Source organism: Pseudoalteromonas sp. C2R02 (genome assembly GCF_018860845.1).
Classification (GTDB): Bacteria; Pseudomonadota; Gammaproteobacteria; order Enterobacterales; family Alteromonadaceae; genus Pseudoalteromonas.
In genome coordinates this window covers 57,401-72,814 of record NZ_JAHKQC010000037.1, presented here as the reverse complement: position 1 = coordinate 72,814, position 15,414 = coordinate 57,401, and the positions used below count along the sequence as shown (strand labels likewise).

Annotated in this window: 13 protein-coding genes; 6 read left to right on the top strand and 7 right to left on the bottom strand. The window is 34.3% G+C overall.

Annotated elements, in window-relative coordinates; all coding sequences use genetic code 11:
- Nucleotides 1-413: 413 nt before the first annotated feature.
- Together pta and KO527_RS16770 are read right to left on the bottom strand one after the other, a co-directional pair.
- Nucleotides 414-2,552 carry a phosphate acetyltransferase gene (gene pta / locus KO527_RS16775; RefSeq protein WP_216041445.1) on the bottom strand — a complete coding sequence of 713 codons (2,139 nt, stop codon included), beginning with the start codon at nt 2,550-2,552 and terminating at the stop codon, nt 414-416.
- The gene (locus tag KO527_RS16770; protein ID WP_216041444.1) at nt 2,552-3,751 is read right to left on the bottom strand and encodes an acetate kinase; all 1,200 of its coding nucleotides are present in this window, start codon (nt 3,749-3,751) and stop codon (nt 2,552-2,554) included. Before KO527_RS16770 ends, pta begins: the two co-directional genes overlap by 1 nt.
- 169 nt (nt 3,752-3,920) lie before the next feature.
- On the opposite strand from KO527_RS16770, the gene yfbV reads away from it, so the two are divergent.
- Nucleotides 3,921-4,367, top strand: a complete 447-nt coding sequence (gene yfbV, locus KO527_RS16765) for a terminus macrodomain insulation protein YfbV (RefSeq protein ID WP_216041443.1) — start codon at nt 3,921-3,923, stop codon at nt 4,365-4,367.
- A 93-nt stretch (nt 4,368-4,460) separates the two neighbouring features.
- On the opposite strand, the gene sbcB is transcribed toward yfbV, so the two are convergent.
- Entirely contained in the window at nt 4,461-5,912 is a 1,452-nt protein-coding gene (gene sbcB / locus KO527_RS16760) for an exodeoxyribonuclease I (RefSeq protein ID WP_216041442.1), read from the bottom strand.
- A gap of 564 nt (nt 5,913-6,476) precedes the next feature.
- Between sbcB and KO527_RS16755 the strand changes: the two genes are divergently transcribed.
- Complete coding sequence (locus tag KO527_RS16755) at nt 6,477-6,890, top strand: hypothetical protein (RefSeq protein ID WP_216041441.1); 414 nt, start codon at nt 6,477-6,479, stop codon at nt 6,888-6,890.
- A 187-nt stretch (nt 6,891-7,077) separates the two neighbouring features.
- Here the strand turns inward: KO527_RS16755 and KO527_RS16750 are convergent, their stop codons facing one another.
- From KO527_RS16750 to KO527_RS16740, 3 genes are all read right to left on the bottom strand, one after another.
- Nucleotides 7,078-7,878, bottom strand: a complete 801-nt coding sequence (locus KO527_RS16750) for a hypothetical protein (protein WP_216041440.1) — start codon at nt 7,876-7,878, stop codon at nt 7,078-7,080.
- Between the two features lie 115 nt (nt 7,879-7,993).
- On the bottom strand, nt 7,994-8,512 hold the full coding sequence (locus tag KO527_RS16745) for a hypothetical protein (RefSeq protein WP_216041439.1): 519 nt from the start codon (nt 8,510-8,512) through the stop codon (nt 7,994-7,996).
- A gap of 192 nt (nt 8,513-8,704) precedes the next feature.
- Entirely contained in the window at nt 8,705-8,980 is a 276-nt protein-coding gene (locus tag KO527_RS16740; RefSeq protein WP_216041438.1) for a hypothetical protein, read from the bottom strand.
- Between the two features lie 199 nt (nt 8,981-9,179).
- On the opposite strand from KO527_RS16740, the gene KO527_RS16735 reads away from it, so the two are divergent.
- Together KO527_RS16735 and KO527_RS16730 are read left to right on the top strand one after the other, a co-directional pair.
- Entirely contained in the window at nt 9,180-10,829 is a 1,650-nt protein-coding gene (locus KO527_RS16735) for a cytochrome c peroxidase (RefSeq protein WP_216041437.1), read from the top strand.
- 274 nt (nt 10,830-11,103) lie between these two features.
- On the top strand, nt 11,104-12,237 hold the full coding sequence (locus tag KO527_RS16730) for a CsgG/HfaB family protein (RefSeq protein ID WP_216041436.1): 1,134 nt from the start codon (nt 11,104-11,106) through the stop codon (nt 12,235-12,237).
- A 52-nt stretch (nt 12,238-12,289) separates the two neighbouring features.
- Here KO527_RS16730 and KO527_RS16725 read toward each other — a convergent pair whose 3' ends face one another.
- Nucleotides 12,290-13,456, bottom strand: a complete 1,167-nt coding sequence (locus KO527_RS16725; protein WP_216041435.1) for an acyltransferase family protein — start codon at nt 13,454-13,456, stop codon at nt 12,290-12,292.
- 183 nt (nt 13,457-13,639) lie between these two features.
- Here KO527_RS16725 and KO527_RS16720 point away from each other — a divergent pair, with 183 nt between their 5' ends.
- Both KO527_RS16720 and KO527_RS16715 read left to right on the top strand, forming a co-directional pair.
- On the top strand, nt 13,640-14,782 hold the full coding sequence (locus KO527_RS16720) for a histidine kinase (protein WP_216041434.1): 1,143 nt from the start codon (nt 13,640-13,642) through the stop codon (nt 14,780-14,782).
- Nucleotides 14,779-15,393, top strand: coding sequence for a response regulator transcription factor (locus tag KO527_RS16715; protein WP_216041433.1), 615 nt, complete (start codon nt 14,779-14,781; stop codon nt 15,391-15,393). Before KO527_RS16720 ends, KO527_RS16715 begins: the two co-directional genes overlap by 4 nt.
- The last annotated feature ends 21 nt before the right edge of the window (nt 15,394-15,414 follow it).

Genomic DNA, 15,414 nt, shown 5'->3' with positions numbered 1-15,414 from the left:
GTCTAGAAAGCTATTTATTAAAATTACGCGCATTAGCCAGTTTAGGCAAGTTTAACTTAGTTTAATTTTAATGAAAATTTTTATATAAACTGTGTTTCTACTTTGTTTAGTTTAATTTTAGTACATATAGCCCAAAAGAGGTGCTTTATAAAAAGTACTTTATTTAGGTCACATTGAATTGTTAGCGCTTTTGTTTTCCACAGAATCTGTGGATAACCTTGTTGTTAACCTGGTGGTTTCTATTTAAGTTTATGTTATTTATAGCTAAAATGATATGGCACAAAAATTGATTGATTTTGTTATCAGTAAAAAGAGAAATAAACAGAGTAAACAAACAGTTTATTTCTCTTAACTTAAGTTTTTAATGTTATTTCATAAAAAAACACCATTTAACTCATACTTTATATGTACTTTTATTGCGTAGCCTGTATTGCCGTTAATGCGATGGTGTAAATAATATCATCAACTAAAGCGCCACGACTTAAATCATTTACTGGCTTCTTCATACCCTGAAGCATAGGACCTATGCTTATAAGGTCAGCACTTCGCTGCACAGCTTTGTAGGTTGTATTACCAGTATTTAAGTCTGGGAATATAAATACAGTAGCTTGACCAGCTACAGGGCTATCAGGTGCTTTTTTACGAGCAACATTCTCCATAATAGCCGCATCATATTGTAAAGGACCATCTATGACTAAATCAGGGCGTTTAGATTGTGCAATTTCGGTCGCTAATCTGACTTTTTCAACATCAGCACCAACACCAGAACTACCAGTACTATAACTGATCATAGCGACTTTAGGTTCAATTCCAAAGGCGGCTGCAGAATCAGCTGATTGTATTGCAATATCAGCAAGTTGTTCGGCTGTAGGGTCAGGGTTGATTGCACAATCACCATAAACCAATACTTGATCTGGTAATAACATGAAAAATACAGAGGATACTAAAGAAGCATTTTCAGCTGTTTTAATTAATTGCAGTGGTGGGCGTATGGTATTTGCTGTGGTATTAACTGCACCTGATACTAAACCATCAACTTCGTTATTTGCTAACATCATAGTGGCAAGCACCACATTGTCTTTAAGTTGCTCAGCGGCTATGACATCTGTTAGTCCTTTGCTTTTACGTAGTTCCACCATATTTTCTATGTAGTTTTCACGTATATCACTCGGGGTCAGTACAGTCACATTTTCGTTTAACTGAACGCCTTGCTGCTCTGCAATTCTGTATATTTCTTCTTTATCGCCTAATAAAATTGTTTTCGCGATATTTCTTTCGCCACATATTGCCGCAGCTTTTACTGTTCTAGGTTCTTCACCTTCAGGTAAAACAATCGTTTTTTGAGATTTACTTGCTTTACTTGCAAGTAAATGACGAAATGCTGGAGGCGACATTTTACGCGTAGTAGCAACACCATGGGTAAGGCTTTTTAACCAATCGGCATCTAAATAAGCTGCATTGTGATCTTTTACTTTTTCAATACGTTGCTCATCATCTGCTGGTACTTCCATATTAAAGTTATGCAATAATAGAGATGTGCGCCAAGTATCAGTTTGAGTTGAAATGATGGGTAAGCCAGTTTGCATTGCCTGCTCACATAATTTCATGATACTCGGTTCAGGTTTAAAACCGCCTGTTAATAATATGGCACCAAGCTTAGTGCCATTCATTGCTGATAAACACGCAGCAACAAGAATATCGGTTCTATCTCCAGGAGTAACTAATAAAATACCCGGTGTAAAATGACTTAACATATTTGAAACTGTTCTTGCACAAAATGCCACACGACGTAAACGTCTATGTTCTAAATCACCTTCATTGATAATTTCAGCATCTAAGTACTTAACTAAGTCCATTACACGCGGTGCTACTAAGTCAAAGTTCCAAGGAACACTGCCAAGTAATTTAAAAGGATGCTTTCTAAATAGTGGTAAAGCAGCCAGTCTATGCTGCTCGCTTTCTAACTTTTCAACATCAAATTGTTCAGCTAAATCTGCGCGTGCTCTACCTTCTTCGTCAACGGGTGCATTGACTTTATTAAAAATACAGCCTAATACACGTTTATGTTCTACACCGCCATAATTGCCTGAAGCGATTTCTAACTTTTCTTCAAGTTGTGCATTAGTATCATTACCTGGCGTAATAACAAAAATGATTTGGGCACCTAAAGCTTGTGCGATTTCTCTATTTACACGCCCAGCATAAGGCTGTTTACGAGTTGGTACCATACCTTCAATGATAGCTACATCGCCTTTGGTAATATGTTGCTCAAAACGCGATACGATTTCCTCTAATAAAACATCACCCTTACCTGTGCTGATCATTTGTTCAGCATAAGGCAAGTCAATTGAAGGTGGAGGCTGGATCAAAGAGCCAATCTTCACTATTTCAGTTGATTTTTCAGGGCCTTTATCATTGCTTCTAGGTTGTGCAATAGGTTTGAAAAAGTTAACTTTAACTGCTTTTTGCTCAAGGGCACGTACTAAACCAACAGAAATAGATGTTAGACCAACTCCTGTAGATACAGGAATTAACATAATACGATGAGACATTATTTTACCTCCTTAACTAGCTGAGCAGAATCTTGTGCGATCACCCATTCTTCATTTGTAGGAATAACAAGTGCGATAGGACCTGAATTGTTATTGGTGATGATACCCGACTTGCCAAAACGCGCTTTTAAATTTTTATCGTTATCAACTGATAAACCAAATATCGTTAGCAAGTTAAGTACTTTTTCTCGAATTAAATTCGAGTTTTCACCTATGCCACCAGTGAAAATAATGGCATCAAGTTTACCTAATGGCACAGTATAAGAAGCAATATATTTAGCTAAACGATAACAAAAAACATTTAAAGCCAGAATTGCTTGTGGGTTTTGTTTTTCGTATTGCTCTTCTATGGTTCGGCAATCATTTGATAGTTGGCTTAAACCTAATAAACCACTTTCTTTGTTTAGTAAGTTATCTATTTTTTTTGCACTGTAGCCTAAGTTACTTAAAAAGCTAAACAAACCTGGATCTACATCACCACTTCGGGTACCCATCACTAAGCCTTCAAGTGGTGTAATACCCATACTTGTATCAACACTTTTACCACCTTTAATAGCGGTAACAGAGCAGCCATTGCCTAAATGCGCACTGATTAAATTAATATCTTCGATTGGTTTTTGTAAAACTTCAGCAGCTTGTCCAGATACAAAGTAATGACTAGTGCCATGAAAGCCATACCTGCGAACACTATGTTCTTTATATAAAGCGTATGGCAATGCATATAAATAAGCTTTTGAAGGCATAGTTTGGTGAAATGCGGTATCAAATACTGCAATTTGAGGTAAAGTGCCAAAAGCTTTAGTTGCGGCTTCAATGCCAACTAAATTAGCTGGGTTATGCAAAGGTGCAAGGGCTGATACTTTAGTAATTGCCGAAATCACTTCTTCATTGATAATAACAGAGCCGGTAAATTGTTCGCCGCCATGAACAACACGATGACCAACGGCAATAAGTTGATCTGATAATTTATTATCATTTATAAGTTGCACTAATAGGGAAATTGCTTGAGCGTGTTGTGCATTTTGAGCCAAAGAAACGGTATGTTTATTGCCATTCAATTTATATGTTAAGCTTGCATTTTCAAGGCCTAAGCATTCAGCTAAGCCTGATAGTGTTTCCTTACCAGATTGCGCATCTATTATGGCAAATTTAAGACTAGAACTACCGCAATTTAAAACAAGTACATACTGCTGGGGCATGATTTTTCCTGATATGAGAGTGGTTTTATATAAAAACCATAAGTTACAAAATAAATTAACACTAAGGCGATAAAGACAATTCCCCTAGCTGTGGTATAGTCTATACTATATATGGATTATAGAATTGATTTAGACCAATTTTTAGTAAGTTATTTTATGAGGAGTCACTATGCAAAAAACTTTGATGGTGCAAATTAGAGAAGGCCAAAAATATTGTAAGTTATGGCCCGATCGCATTGAGTTAGCTCCTATATTTATAGAACGCCGTGTGATTAAGGCAACACAATTAGCAATGTTGGTTATGCCTGCTTTGGCATTAATTAGCATGTTGGTTCAAATTCAATATTTTGGTGCCGATTATTTACCGCAAGCGTTAGCATGCAGTTTGTTTTTTTTATCTTTACCTGTTCAAGGTTTATTATGGTTAGGTAAACGTTCAGATACTGATTTACCACCGAGTTTAGCAAGCTGGTACCGTGAAATAGAAGTTAAAATGCAAGAAAATGGTCATCAGCCTAAAATAAGCAGTGCAAGACCTAAATACTTTGAACTTGCGAGTTTATTAAAAGAGATGTTTGATAAAATGGATCGCGCTTTTACTCGCGATATGTTTTAAGCCTGTTGAATAAAATAATCATTTAATTAAATAATCCCCATAGCAAAAGCATGGGGATTTTTTGTGGTTGATAACCAAAAAGGTAAATTCGTTTTATAGATTTTGTGCGTAATGGTAAAGCGATTTTAAAATTGTCAGCTTCTTCTCATCCCCATCATGCTCATGTACTAAGTTTTCAAGGGTGAGCATGAAGTCTTGCGCATCAATAGAGGGTTGATCTTCACCATTCATGATCTTATCTTTACAATAAGTACGCCACGTATCGAGTTCATGTGCTTCAAGTGTTTCAGGCCAGTTACGAGCGCGATATCTAAAAAATAAAGTTTCAAACTTTTTATCTTCAAAATCGAGTTGTAAATTACCTAAATGTTCAGGTTTGGTTTCATGGATTTCATCAAATAACTGTTTGTCATTACGTGAAGTGAAACCGTTATATAATTGATAATCAGGATTGGTAGTTTCGCCAAAATCCCTTTGCTCTGAAAATACATCAATTACTTTTTGTCTTAGAGCAGAGTCGGCTTTTAAATTAGCCAAGTTTTTTAAACATTGCTCCCTATCTATACCTAAACGGGCTGCGTTTTCAGGCAATAACGTTTTTGCTGGTGCCACAACTGGGCATTTATTGATATGAACTAACTTTAAACCTATTGGTAATTCATCAGCAGATAAATCTGCTTTTGGCGTATACAAACGGGTTTGTATTTCTTGAGCGCTTAATTCAAATAATGGCGCTGGATCATAAGTTAAGTTATAACAAATAACCGCATTTTTATTGACTGGATGAAATGCCATTGGCGCCATCCAACTTGTACAGCCTTGCGTCGCAGGGATCATAGAAGATGTATGCACAATAGGCGTCATATTATGAATATCTATCAGCTCAGCGACTTGCTTTTTAGTTCTTAAATTAAATATAAACTCATATAATTTAGGCTGTTTCTGTTTGATAAGCTTAGCCAACTCTATTGTCGCTAATACATCTGATAAGGCATCATGGGCTGCAGCATGTTCAATACCATTGGCTTTAGTCAGCTCTTCTAATCTAAAACTAGGGCTGCCATCTTCTTTCGTTGGCCAATTAATACCTTCAGGGCGAAGTGCATAACAGGCTCTTACTAAATCAATGATATCCCAACGACTATTACCGTTTTGCCATTCTCGAGCATAAGGGTCAAAAAAGTTACGATATAACGTATAACGTGATACCTCATCATCAAAACGAATACTGTTATAGCCTGCAACACAGGTTTGGTTAACACTGAATTCATCATGAATTTTTTTAATAAACTCAGCTTCAATCAAACCATGTTTTTGTGCATGTTGCGGTGTAATGCCTGTTATTAAACATGCTTCTGGATGAGGTAAAAAATCAGGCGCAGGTTTACAATAAATAATAAGCGGTTCACCAATAATGTTTAAATCAAAATCAGTGCGAATGCCTGCAAATTGGCTAGGACGATCCTTTTGTGGGTTAGCTCCAAAAGTTTCATAATCGTGCCAGTAAATGGTTTTTTGCGGCGGGGTATCGTTATATGTTTCCATAATACTCTTTATTATTGGCTTAATTAACAGCTATATCTATGTTGATGATTATAACTGTTAATTTTAAATAAGTATGTATTGGGCTTTTTAAACTCAAATGCTTAAAGTTAGCTAACTTATATCGAATATATTAATAATCATATATTTATAGCTGTTTAAAATTTCAGAGCTCAGATGTTGTCATTTTATTTAGGGTGTATGTTTTAGCTATATCCAAATAATAGTAATACTTGAAATAAAACTCTTAAATTGAGATATGTAGTTTCAATCTATTTATAAAAATTTCCAGTAACTTTCCAATATTAAGTCATTTTCTCCACAAATTCTCCTAACTTAGTATTTAAGCTGAAGCTGTACCTTAAAAGTTAAGAAGAGCGGTTTTTTTACGCATATTTGAATTGAGGTACTCATAATCAAATGCATCTTTCTTATTCCCTAGAGCAATTCATTAGGTCATAAGAAATGCTTTATACAGATGTAATGAATAATAAAATTAGCAAGCATTCAATGATTGACTGCCATTAAAAACTATCGATTTAGATAGGCTAAATTAGGAGAGTAAAAATGAAAAAAGCAATTACGGGTTTAATGATAACTGGTTTAATAATGGGTTTCTCGTCTGCTGCGAGCGCCAAATGTCACGTTAATCTTGAAATTAAAAATTCAAGTTCAGTGAGCAAGAACATTAAAGTATTAAGCTCTTACTGGAAAGCAACAAAGCGAGGTACCAGATTAACGGAAGAACCAAATCAGATGGTAGCGCTTGGAGATAGTTGTTCAACGAGTGGAACTATAGGTATTAAAAAATGTGATTCTAAGGGCCGTAAACATACAGCTAGATTTTCATATGTTTGTTGGAATCCGTACGGACAAGCACAAACGTTTTATCCATCAATTACTTTTAAAGATGGCGGTCGTCATATAAATGCAAAATATGTTGTGACTACGTGTGGTCGCGGAAATTGGACTCATTCTTAAAAGTACTTAAAATATTTTTACTGGGTTTGCATTAGACATCCTATTGCAAAGACTTTCTTTTTTGTTCATTCCTAGTAAAAATCACCCCTAATATTAATTACTTCGATAGGTGTTAATAGATTTATAATTAGCAGCCACTTATAGATAGGCTGCTATTATCAATAGAACAACATAAACAAACTTTAATTTAATTCATATTCACAGTGGCGCTATTGCCAGTCCCTACTTGCATTACATTCATATTGCCAGTAACTGTTTGATTAACAATAAGGTGGTTGCTGATACCACTTTGATGTACATTGAGATATGAGTTACTTGCAGTTTGGTTGATCTCTAGCGTTGAATCTGAAGCATCTTGCCAATAATCTAAACTATTATTATCACCAAATTGAGTGATTGTTAGACTATTATTACTACCGATAGTTGCGCCTGAAATATTATTAAAAGCACCATCTTGATTTACCGAGATCATATTTGAATCAGCGCCATCAGATGCAGAAATATCTAGGTTATTATTATTTCCGCCTTGCATTACATTTATTGAGTTACGGTATCCCGTAAATGTATTGATATTGACATTACTTTCATGACTAAATTGATCTACATGAGCGCTATTCTGCTCACCAAAATCATGGTTAATATTTACATTACTCATCATGCCATTTTGATAAACTACGGTATTACTATTTAATTCATTTTGAAAAATATTTGTACTATTGCTTTCGCCTGTTTGGTGAACTTCAGCATGTGACTGAAATGAATTGACATCTTGGTTCACATTAAGATGATTATTTAAATTATCCTGATTAATCCAAGCATTATTTAGGGAGCCTGATTGCATAATATAAGCGTGGTTTTCTCCAAGTTGATTGACCAGGGCACTGTTATCAACACCTGGTTGATCAATTGTAACATCTTGAGCTGATACACTTGTTGTATATCCTAAAGTAGCAGTTAATAAAGTTGCTAGAATAGTTTTGCGATTCATACAATATCCTTACTTTTAAATGAAATATGCATTTTAAAATGCAGTGGGTTTATCTTTTTACGATTTAAAAAATAAAAACTTCAATTCTAATTACCTGAACTCACTTTACTGAATGTTAATTTTTTATTATTGCTGTCATATGGCTTCCCATTTGAGTAATACGATTAATCTGAGTGTTGCCCTCAATGTTTATAATGACTTGGTTGTAATTTCCAAATTGTTCAACAGTTGTAAGGGAGTAATTACTTTGTTGATGTATGTTTATATTATTTCCTTCACCAATCTGTTTTGTCTGGATTATATTTTTTTTGCCAAAGATATTAATGTCAGCAATGTTGTTCGTTCCGGTTTGATAAATATCTATGGTGTTTTTAAAAGAGTAATGATTTAAGTGGGGTAGGTTGAAAGAGGCCCCTTGTTGAATATTTATCTCTGTGTTTGATGGAGAGAGTTCAGAGTGAGAAGTTTGGTTAAAATATTCAGCAAATGCACTTTGGCTAATTAACAAGTCTAGCTCGTTATTTAATAAATCTTTGCAATAGGAAAAAGGAGTTAAAAATAGCAAAAATATAAATGTGATTGAACGCACATTTTGTTTGTTAAAAATGCCACTTGAATGCATTTGCATAAACATTATTAATCCTTTAATGAGTATTAAATGAGTTCCATTTATTGAATTTTGAGTGTAGTACCTGATTTGGACAAATCAAAAAAATAATGATAATTTATTAGTTTTTTTATATTGAATAATAGTCGGAGCTAAAGGGTAAGGAACATAGTGGAAAAGAGAGCTGAATATTAGCTCTCTTATTTTTAAAAGAATTTATTAAGCAGTCTCTTCAGAAGAAGCGCTTTTGATTTTGCTTTTTAAAGATTTAGCAACAGAGCAGCCAAATAACTTAGCGCCGGCAGTTGTTAATTGAAAACAGCTTTTGTTATTACAAAAAATGAGGTCTTGGTTTTGTAAAATACTTAAAACATCATTTCTATCATCGCCTTCACCTGGTAGGTCTGATGCACCTAAAAATGTTGGAAAACTTTCAGCAAGTTTATTAAGTATAGGTAGTGCAAGTTCTTCAAAATTATTAAGATTAATGCTCATTCGAAATTATTCCTTTTCGTGTTTTAACTGATATTACAGTAACAAGCCATAGGTAAAAATACAAACCTTCAATGCTTTATAGTGACATTTTTAAATATACGCCGAATGAAATAATTACAATTAATTTTATATTGGTGTCAACCAAATGAAGTTTAATACGTTCATCACAAAGATGTAGTGATACTTTTTGAGGTTAAGTATGAAAAATAGCAGTAAAAATAAAATGAAATTTCAAATGTGTAATATCGTATTAATTGGAGCATTGAGTGTCTTTAATGCCGTTGCAAAGGAAAAGCCCAAACCTGGTGAAGGAGATGATAATAGACCAGTAAGACCAAATAGACCTGTATTAAATGAACTAGACAATACCCAGCAAAGATTAAAAGAATTATTGATCTCCCTTGAAATAACTTCAATAAATGAAACAGAGTTAAACTTACCAAAAATTGCGGATCCAATATCACAACTGGGTAAAAAATTATTTTTTGCAAAAAACTTAGGCGGTGAACAAAGTGTTGCCTGTGTTAGTTGTCATCATCCTATGCTAGGTGGTGGCGATGATGTTTCATTATCTGTTGGAGTATCAGCTGTTAATGAAATAAACCAAGCCAGCCATGACTTACTTGGACATGGCAGGTTTAATGGGCTGAACGTAAATAATTTGCCTTCTATTCCAAGAAACGCACCAACCATATTTAACCTAGGCCTTAATAATCGTGCAATGTTCTGGGATGGCAGAGTCGAAATGAGGCGAAATAATGCAATTGTCACACCTGATTCTATTATAGGCGAAAATGGCCGCCCTCGAGCTGATAGGAATATTCCTGCAGATGCAACACTTGCTGCAGCGCAAGCTAGATTTCCGCTTAATTCCCCTGCAGAAATGCGAGGGGATTTCTTAAGTACAGTTACAGATGATGAGTTCAGAGCTGCATTGGTTGATAGATTTACAAATATGGATGAATCTTTTGTAAGTGTTTGGCCAACTGAATTTAATAAAGTATTTGGTGATGATGAAGTAAATATCGATAGGATCTCTCATGCTATTGGTGAATATGAAAGATCTATGCTTTTTGTTAATAGTCCTTGGCAACAATATTTAAAGGGGGATGAAAATGCATTAACGGATGAACAAAAAGCGGGCGCGTTATTATTTTTTAGTCCAACTCAGGAAGGTGGAGCTGGGTGTTCTGGCTGTCATCAAGGATCTGAATTTACAGGATTTAGATATCAGATGGCTGCATATCCACAATTCGGACCAGGTAAAGGCAATGAAAGTGCGACGTCAACTAGCCAAGATTTTGGTAGAGAAAATACCACAAAGAGAGTTGAAGAGCGTTTTCATTTTAAAACATCTAGTTTGTTAAATGTAGAAGTAACAGGGCCTTATGGGCATACAGGTGCATACCAAACATTAGAAGAGGTTGTAAGGCATTATAACAACCCTCGCGAATCAATAAATATTCTATTTGGTATGCAAGATACGAGTGAAGCGGTTAATGAAAACGCACCATTTTGCCAATTACCTCAGGTACTAGATTTGATGATTAAAAACGCCAAAACATGTGCTCAACTATACCCAAATGCTTATGCAAATTCAGTTGAGGTAACTGATTATCTTGAGTTAGCCAGAGATGAAGTAGTTGAAACACGCTTTGCGCTAAGAGGACGAAGAAACTTAAATGATGAGCAAATAACGCGAGTGGTTAGCTTTTTAAAAGCATTAACAGATCCATGTGTAAAAGATAGAAACTGTTTATCGCCTTGGATACTAGAGGAAAATGAACAATTAGCTTTTCCAGATAACAACCCATTAAAGGCTCATGATAGGAATGAGAGTAGTTTATAGTTTTTAATTTGATATAAATAAAAGTACTAAAATTATTATTTAGTACTTTTATTTTATTTCTAGAGCTTTTATCAATTTTTCGGAACAAAAAAATTATTTACCTATTGATATCCGTATCTAAAATTTAAATTATGTATTGTTTTTAACCAGATGATTTATATATACTATGTAGGAATAAAGGAATTAATTTTAAATGCTTTAATATGTATTATCTGATTTATCAAATCAGTAAATACGATTCTAAGTATTTAATTATAATAAATATAGGATCAATATGTTAACTCACACTCCAAAGCTGCTTATTTCAGCTTTAATCGCAGTAAACCTCTTAGCTTGTCAAAGTACTTCAACAAAAGTGACATCTAATCAAAATGCAGCCAATATAAATGAGGTTGCAAAGCAAGATTACAATGGGCCTAAAGCACGTATTGCAGTTGCGCGTTTTACCGATAAATCGAATGATGCTCATTGGTGGCGTAAAGAGATTGGCGAAGGTATGGCCGATCAGCTAACAACTGCATTAGTAGGTACAAATCGGTTTATTGTTTTGGAACGTCAAGCTCTTGATGCTGTTTTATCTGAGCAAGATTTAGCTGTATCAGGTCGAGTGAGTGCAGATTCTGGGGCTGCATATGGTCAAATTGAAGGTGCTGAAATGGTTGTTGTTGCTTCAGTAACTGAATTTGATGATGATAGTTCTGGTGCAAGTGCTGGTGGCTCAGGTTTAATTGGCGATGTTTTTAGTTCTGTTTCAGCAGGGTTTTCAAGTTCTCATATGGCAATCGATTTGCGTTTAATTGATACTCGCACTTCACGTATTTTGGCTGCTACAAGTATTGAAGGGGGCAGCAAAGATTTTGATTTTACAAGTGCTGCAACTAACTTTGGTGGTGCTTTAGTTGGCGGTAATATCAGCGGTTGGTCTAATACACCAAAAGAAAAAGCATTACGTGAAGTGATCATAAAAGCAGTGTCTTACTTAGAGACTAAAGTTCCTAAAACGTATTATCGCTACAATTCTGATAATTCTCTAGCTCAAGGTCATAAAGCACCTGCACCTTTGAAAGTAAGTACTAATACGACTAAAAAAACAGTAGCAGCACAACCAGTTAAAGTTGAAATACCAAATAATCGCTTAACACATTATGAAAAAATGGATATTGCGATGTCGCGAATGAGCCTTATTTGCTTAGGGTATTTGAAGACGAAACCTGAATATGAAGAATTTGAAATCGCAGACCTGAAATACGATCAAAATACTGTAGTAGCATTACGAGAGTATCAAGGTGAAAATAAACTTAAAGTAACTGGTTTAGCTGATCCTGAAACAAAAAAATCACTCGGAGATACTGAATGCATTGCTAAAACCAATCGTTCAGCTTTAGAAAGCTTAGGTCGTATCTTTTAAAAAAGAAATTACTAAGAAAACAGGCAAATTTGCCTGTTTTTTTGTTTTAAGCTTACACTGTTTTTGGTGTACGATTATGATTTATGCCATTTAATAATTTACCAATAAAACTAAATCTTACCAATATATGATAGCTTGCAAAACTTACGATTAATGTGATTGTTACCCCAATGATAAACTTTAAAAATACTGAGATATCAAGACTTAAGAGTGGCATTTGAATATAAAGCAAAACAGGCACATGAACTAAATAAACCCAATAGGAGGAATCAGTAATATAACGGGTGAATTTATTAGCATGATCTAAATATCTACTTGCAAATATTAAGGCTAATAAAGACCAATACACAACAGAAATACTTTGAGCTAATACGTGCATTAAATGTTTAACGCCACGTACTTTAATCGCACCATCTTGTGAGAACTTTATTACTTGTTCAATAGTTAGCGCTGGCGGCATAAGTTGCCAAAAAATAATGTAGCTGATAATTGCAGTTGCTAATAAATAGCGTGTAAAAGGAATGAGTTGTTTTATGACAGTTTGGTTAATAAATATTCCCGCGCCGACTAAAAATAATATGCCATAAAATCCATAAGACCAAAATTGAGGTATAAATTTGTCAGGTGCAGGAAATGGTGCAAACTGACTATATAAAGCGGGTGTAATTAATAAGGGCAGAATGAACAATAAAAACCATTTGTTTGTTAAAGTTTTTAATACACTCAGCATAACCCTTCTAAAAAACATTAAAAAAGATAATAAAACACTGAAACCAAATAAATTCCATAAAAACCACAAATGCATGGTACTTGGCGGTAAATCTTTTACTTGTTCAAATAAGGTGAAAATAGGGGGTAAGGTTTCTGGAAATTGTGAACCCCATTTTAAAGCATGTAAAAATAGACCTGCTAAAAGAGGAAAAAAAACAATGAAAGGTAATAAAACGCGTTTTGTTCTGTGTTTTAAAAATGATTTAAGACCTTTATTTTCTATTAATAGATATGCAAAAAACCCCGCAATAATAAAAAATACCGGCATTCTGAATAAATGTAACCAGTGACCTAAAATATCAAAAATTGCGTTGTTATTTTGATCGGCAGTAAACCATAAGTTTGCCATAAAAGGGCTATAAGCCAAAGATGCATGGTAAATAACGCCAAGAATTAGTGCAACAGCCCTTAAATTATCCATATAGTGAAAACGTTCACGGGTTTTCATATTTTGTCCTTCTGATCTTGTTTCTAAATAAATTTGAAATTAGATTAAAGGCTTAACAATTTTCATAATAGTGTCATCCCTCATAGCTTGAGGTATGACATATGTCACTGTTTTAATAATAGGATGTTTGTCATAATTACTTTTTACTATTTAAAATCAATAAAAAAGGCTGCTACCGAGTAAATGGAACATACAATAAGACATACAACAGATTGGACTTACTCGACCATTGCTTCTTGGTTAGGGGTCACAATTGCAAGCCTTTATTATGCAAATTCTAAGATGTTAATTATAGCTCAAATACCTGTGCATCTAACGATATTCGTAGTGTTGTGGTTTGTGATAAAACGTCCAAACGATCATGTGAATTTTGTTTCAGTGAGCTACTTTTTATTAATATCTTGTTTGATGCAATTGACATCAACTACGTTAGTATTCATTCATTTAATTATGTTTACAGCAATATTTAGTGCCCATTTTAAGCCATTAAAGATGATTGTTTCTGTTATTGCTATTTTGGCTGTTTATTCGATTACAAACTTTGAAAGGTGGCAAGGAGATATTCCTTGGGTCACGCTTATTGTTTGGGCGTTCTTTTGCATGATGAATTGGTTTGTAAGCAGAAAAATAATTGAAAGTCTCAATGTGCATTATCAGTCACGACAAAACTATAAAGAATTAAAAGCAACTCAAAGTATGATGAATGCGATGAGCGCGGAGCAAGAAAGATTAAATTTGTCTCGAGAGTTACACGATACTTTAGGCCACAAATTAACAGCTTTAAGCATTAATCTTGATTTTGCAAAAAGAAAAGCGACACCTGAACTTGAAGAAACACTCTCTACTTGTCACAGCTTAAGCCAAGAGTTATTAGAAGAAGTAAGGTTTATAGTCTCAAATCAAAGGTCAGATCCATCATTATTAAAAACAAGTTTAGAGCAAGTATTTTTAGCGACGCCACAGCTCAAATGCCAATTGAATCTAAATGAGCAATTAAAGATGCTAAATCAGGATGATAGCTTATGCATAATACGTTTTTGCCAAGAAATGATAAGCAACACTTTAAAACATACTCAAGCTACAGAAGTAACGTTTGATGTATGCCTTCACTCAACAATGAATGAAGATGAAAGTCAGGTTATTGTCACTGCAATACATAATCAAAGTGAAGACGCTATCCCAAAACCTGGTAATGGCTTAACTGGGTTAAAAGAGCGTATGACGTTAATTAAAGGGCAATTTAAACAAGATATAAAAGAACACAGACTGGTAAATGAAATATCTTTTCCTATAAAAACAATGACAAATAATGTGGTTATATCATGATCAAATGTTTATTAGCTGAAGATCAAACCCTTGTTCGTTTAGGCCTAAAAAACTTACTCGAGTTAGATGATGAAATTGCTGTAATTCATAGTGCTGAAAATGGTGCTGTGTGTTTAGATTTATTAGAACAACATAGCTTTGATTTAGTGCTGCTAGATATGCGCATGCCTGAAAAAACAGGTTTAGAAGTTCTACGAACGATGCAACAAGGTAAAGATACAACACCTGTATTGATTATTACAACATTTGAAGACTGCGATGTTTTAGTCAAAGCAATGAATTTGGGTGCGCGTGGTTATATTTTAAAAGATGCCCAATTAGAATGTTTAATTGACGCCATTAAAACAGTATATAAAGGGCATCAAGTATTACAGCCGGCTTTGACTAATTACCTGCTATCTCACACTCAAATAAAAACTGAAAAGCTAACAGCTAAAGAATATGAAGTGTTGAAATGTTTATCTCTAGGCTTATCTAACAAAGCGATAGCTAATACTTTAAATAACTCTGAAGGCACTATTAGAAATCATGTTTCTCAAATTTTAGCTAAATTAAATGTCTCAGATAGAACACAGGCTGTAGTTAAAGCAATAAATGAATGTTTGATCTAAAAATTTTAAATGATTAAAGCT

What these genes read in the sequence shown, in the direction of transcription:
- KO527_RS16740 (WP_216041438.1), bottom strand. Translation starts at nt 8,980, where the DNA reads ATGAGCATTAATCTTAATAATTTTGAAGAACTTGCACTACCTATACTT.
- sbcB (WP_216041442.1), bottom strand. Translation starts at nt 5,912, where the DNA reads ATGGAAACATATAACGATACCCCGCCGCAAAAAACCATTTACTGGCAC.
- KO527_RS16755 (WP_216041441.1), top strand. Translation starts at nt 6,477, where the DNA reads ATGAAAAAAGCAATTACGGGTTTAATGATAACTGGTTTAATAATGGGT.
- KO527_RS16750 (WP_216041440.1), bottom strand. Translation starts at nt 7,878, where the DNA reads ATGAATCGCAAAACTATTCTAGCAACTTTATTAACTGCTACTTTAGGA.
- KO527_RS16725 (WP_216041435.1), bottom strand. Translation starts at nt 13,456, where the DNA reads ATGAAAACCCGTGAACGTTTTCACTATATGGATAATTTAAGGGCTGTT.
- KO527_RS16745 (WP_216041439.1), bottom strand. Translation starts at nt 8,512, where the DNA reads ATGTTTATGCAAATGCATTCAAGTGGCATTTTTAACAAACAAAATGTG.
- yfbV (WP_216041443.1), top strand. Translation starts at nt 3,921, where the DNA reads ATGCAAAAAACTTTGATGGTGCAAATTAGAGAAGGCCAAAAATATTGT.
- KO527_RS16720 (WP_216041434.1), top strand. Translation starts at nt 13,640, where the DNA reads ATGGAACATACAATAAGACATACAACAGATTGGACTTACTCGACCATT.
- pta (WP_216041445.1), bottom strand. Translation starts at nt 2,552, where the DNA reads ATGTCTCATCGTATTATGTTAATTCCTGTATCTACAGGAGTTGGTCTA.
- KO527_RS16770 (WP_216041444.1), bottom strand. Translation starts at nt 3,751, where the DNA reads ATGCCCCAGCAGTATGTACTTGTTTTAAATTGCGGTAGTTCTAGTCTT.
- KO527_RS16735 (WP_216041437.1), top strand. Translation starts at nt 9,180, where the DNA reads ATGAAAAATAGCAGTAAAAATAAAATGAAATTTCAAATGTGTAATATC.
- KO527_RS16730 (WP_216041436.1), top strand. Translation starts at nt 11,104, where the DNA reads ATGTTAACTCACACTCCAAAGCTGCTTATTTCAGCTTTAATCGCAGTA.
- KO527_RS16715 (WP_216041433.1), top strand. Translation starts at nt 14,779, where the DNA reads ATGATCAAATGTTTATTAGCTGAAGATCAAACCCTTGTTCGTTTAGGC.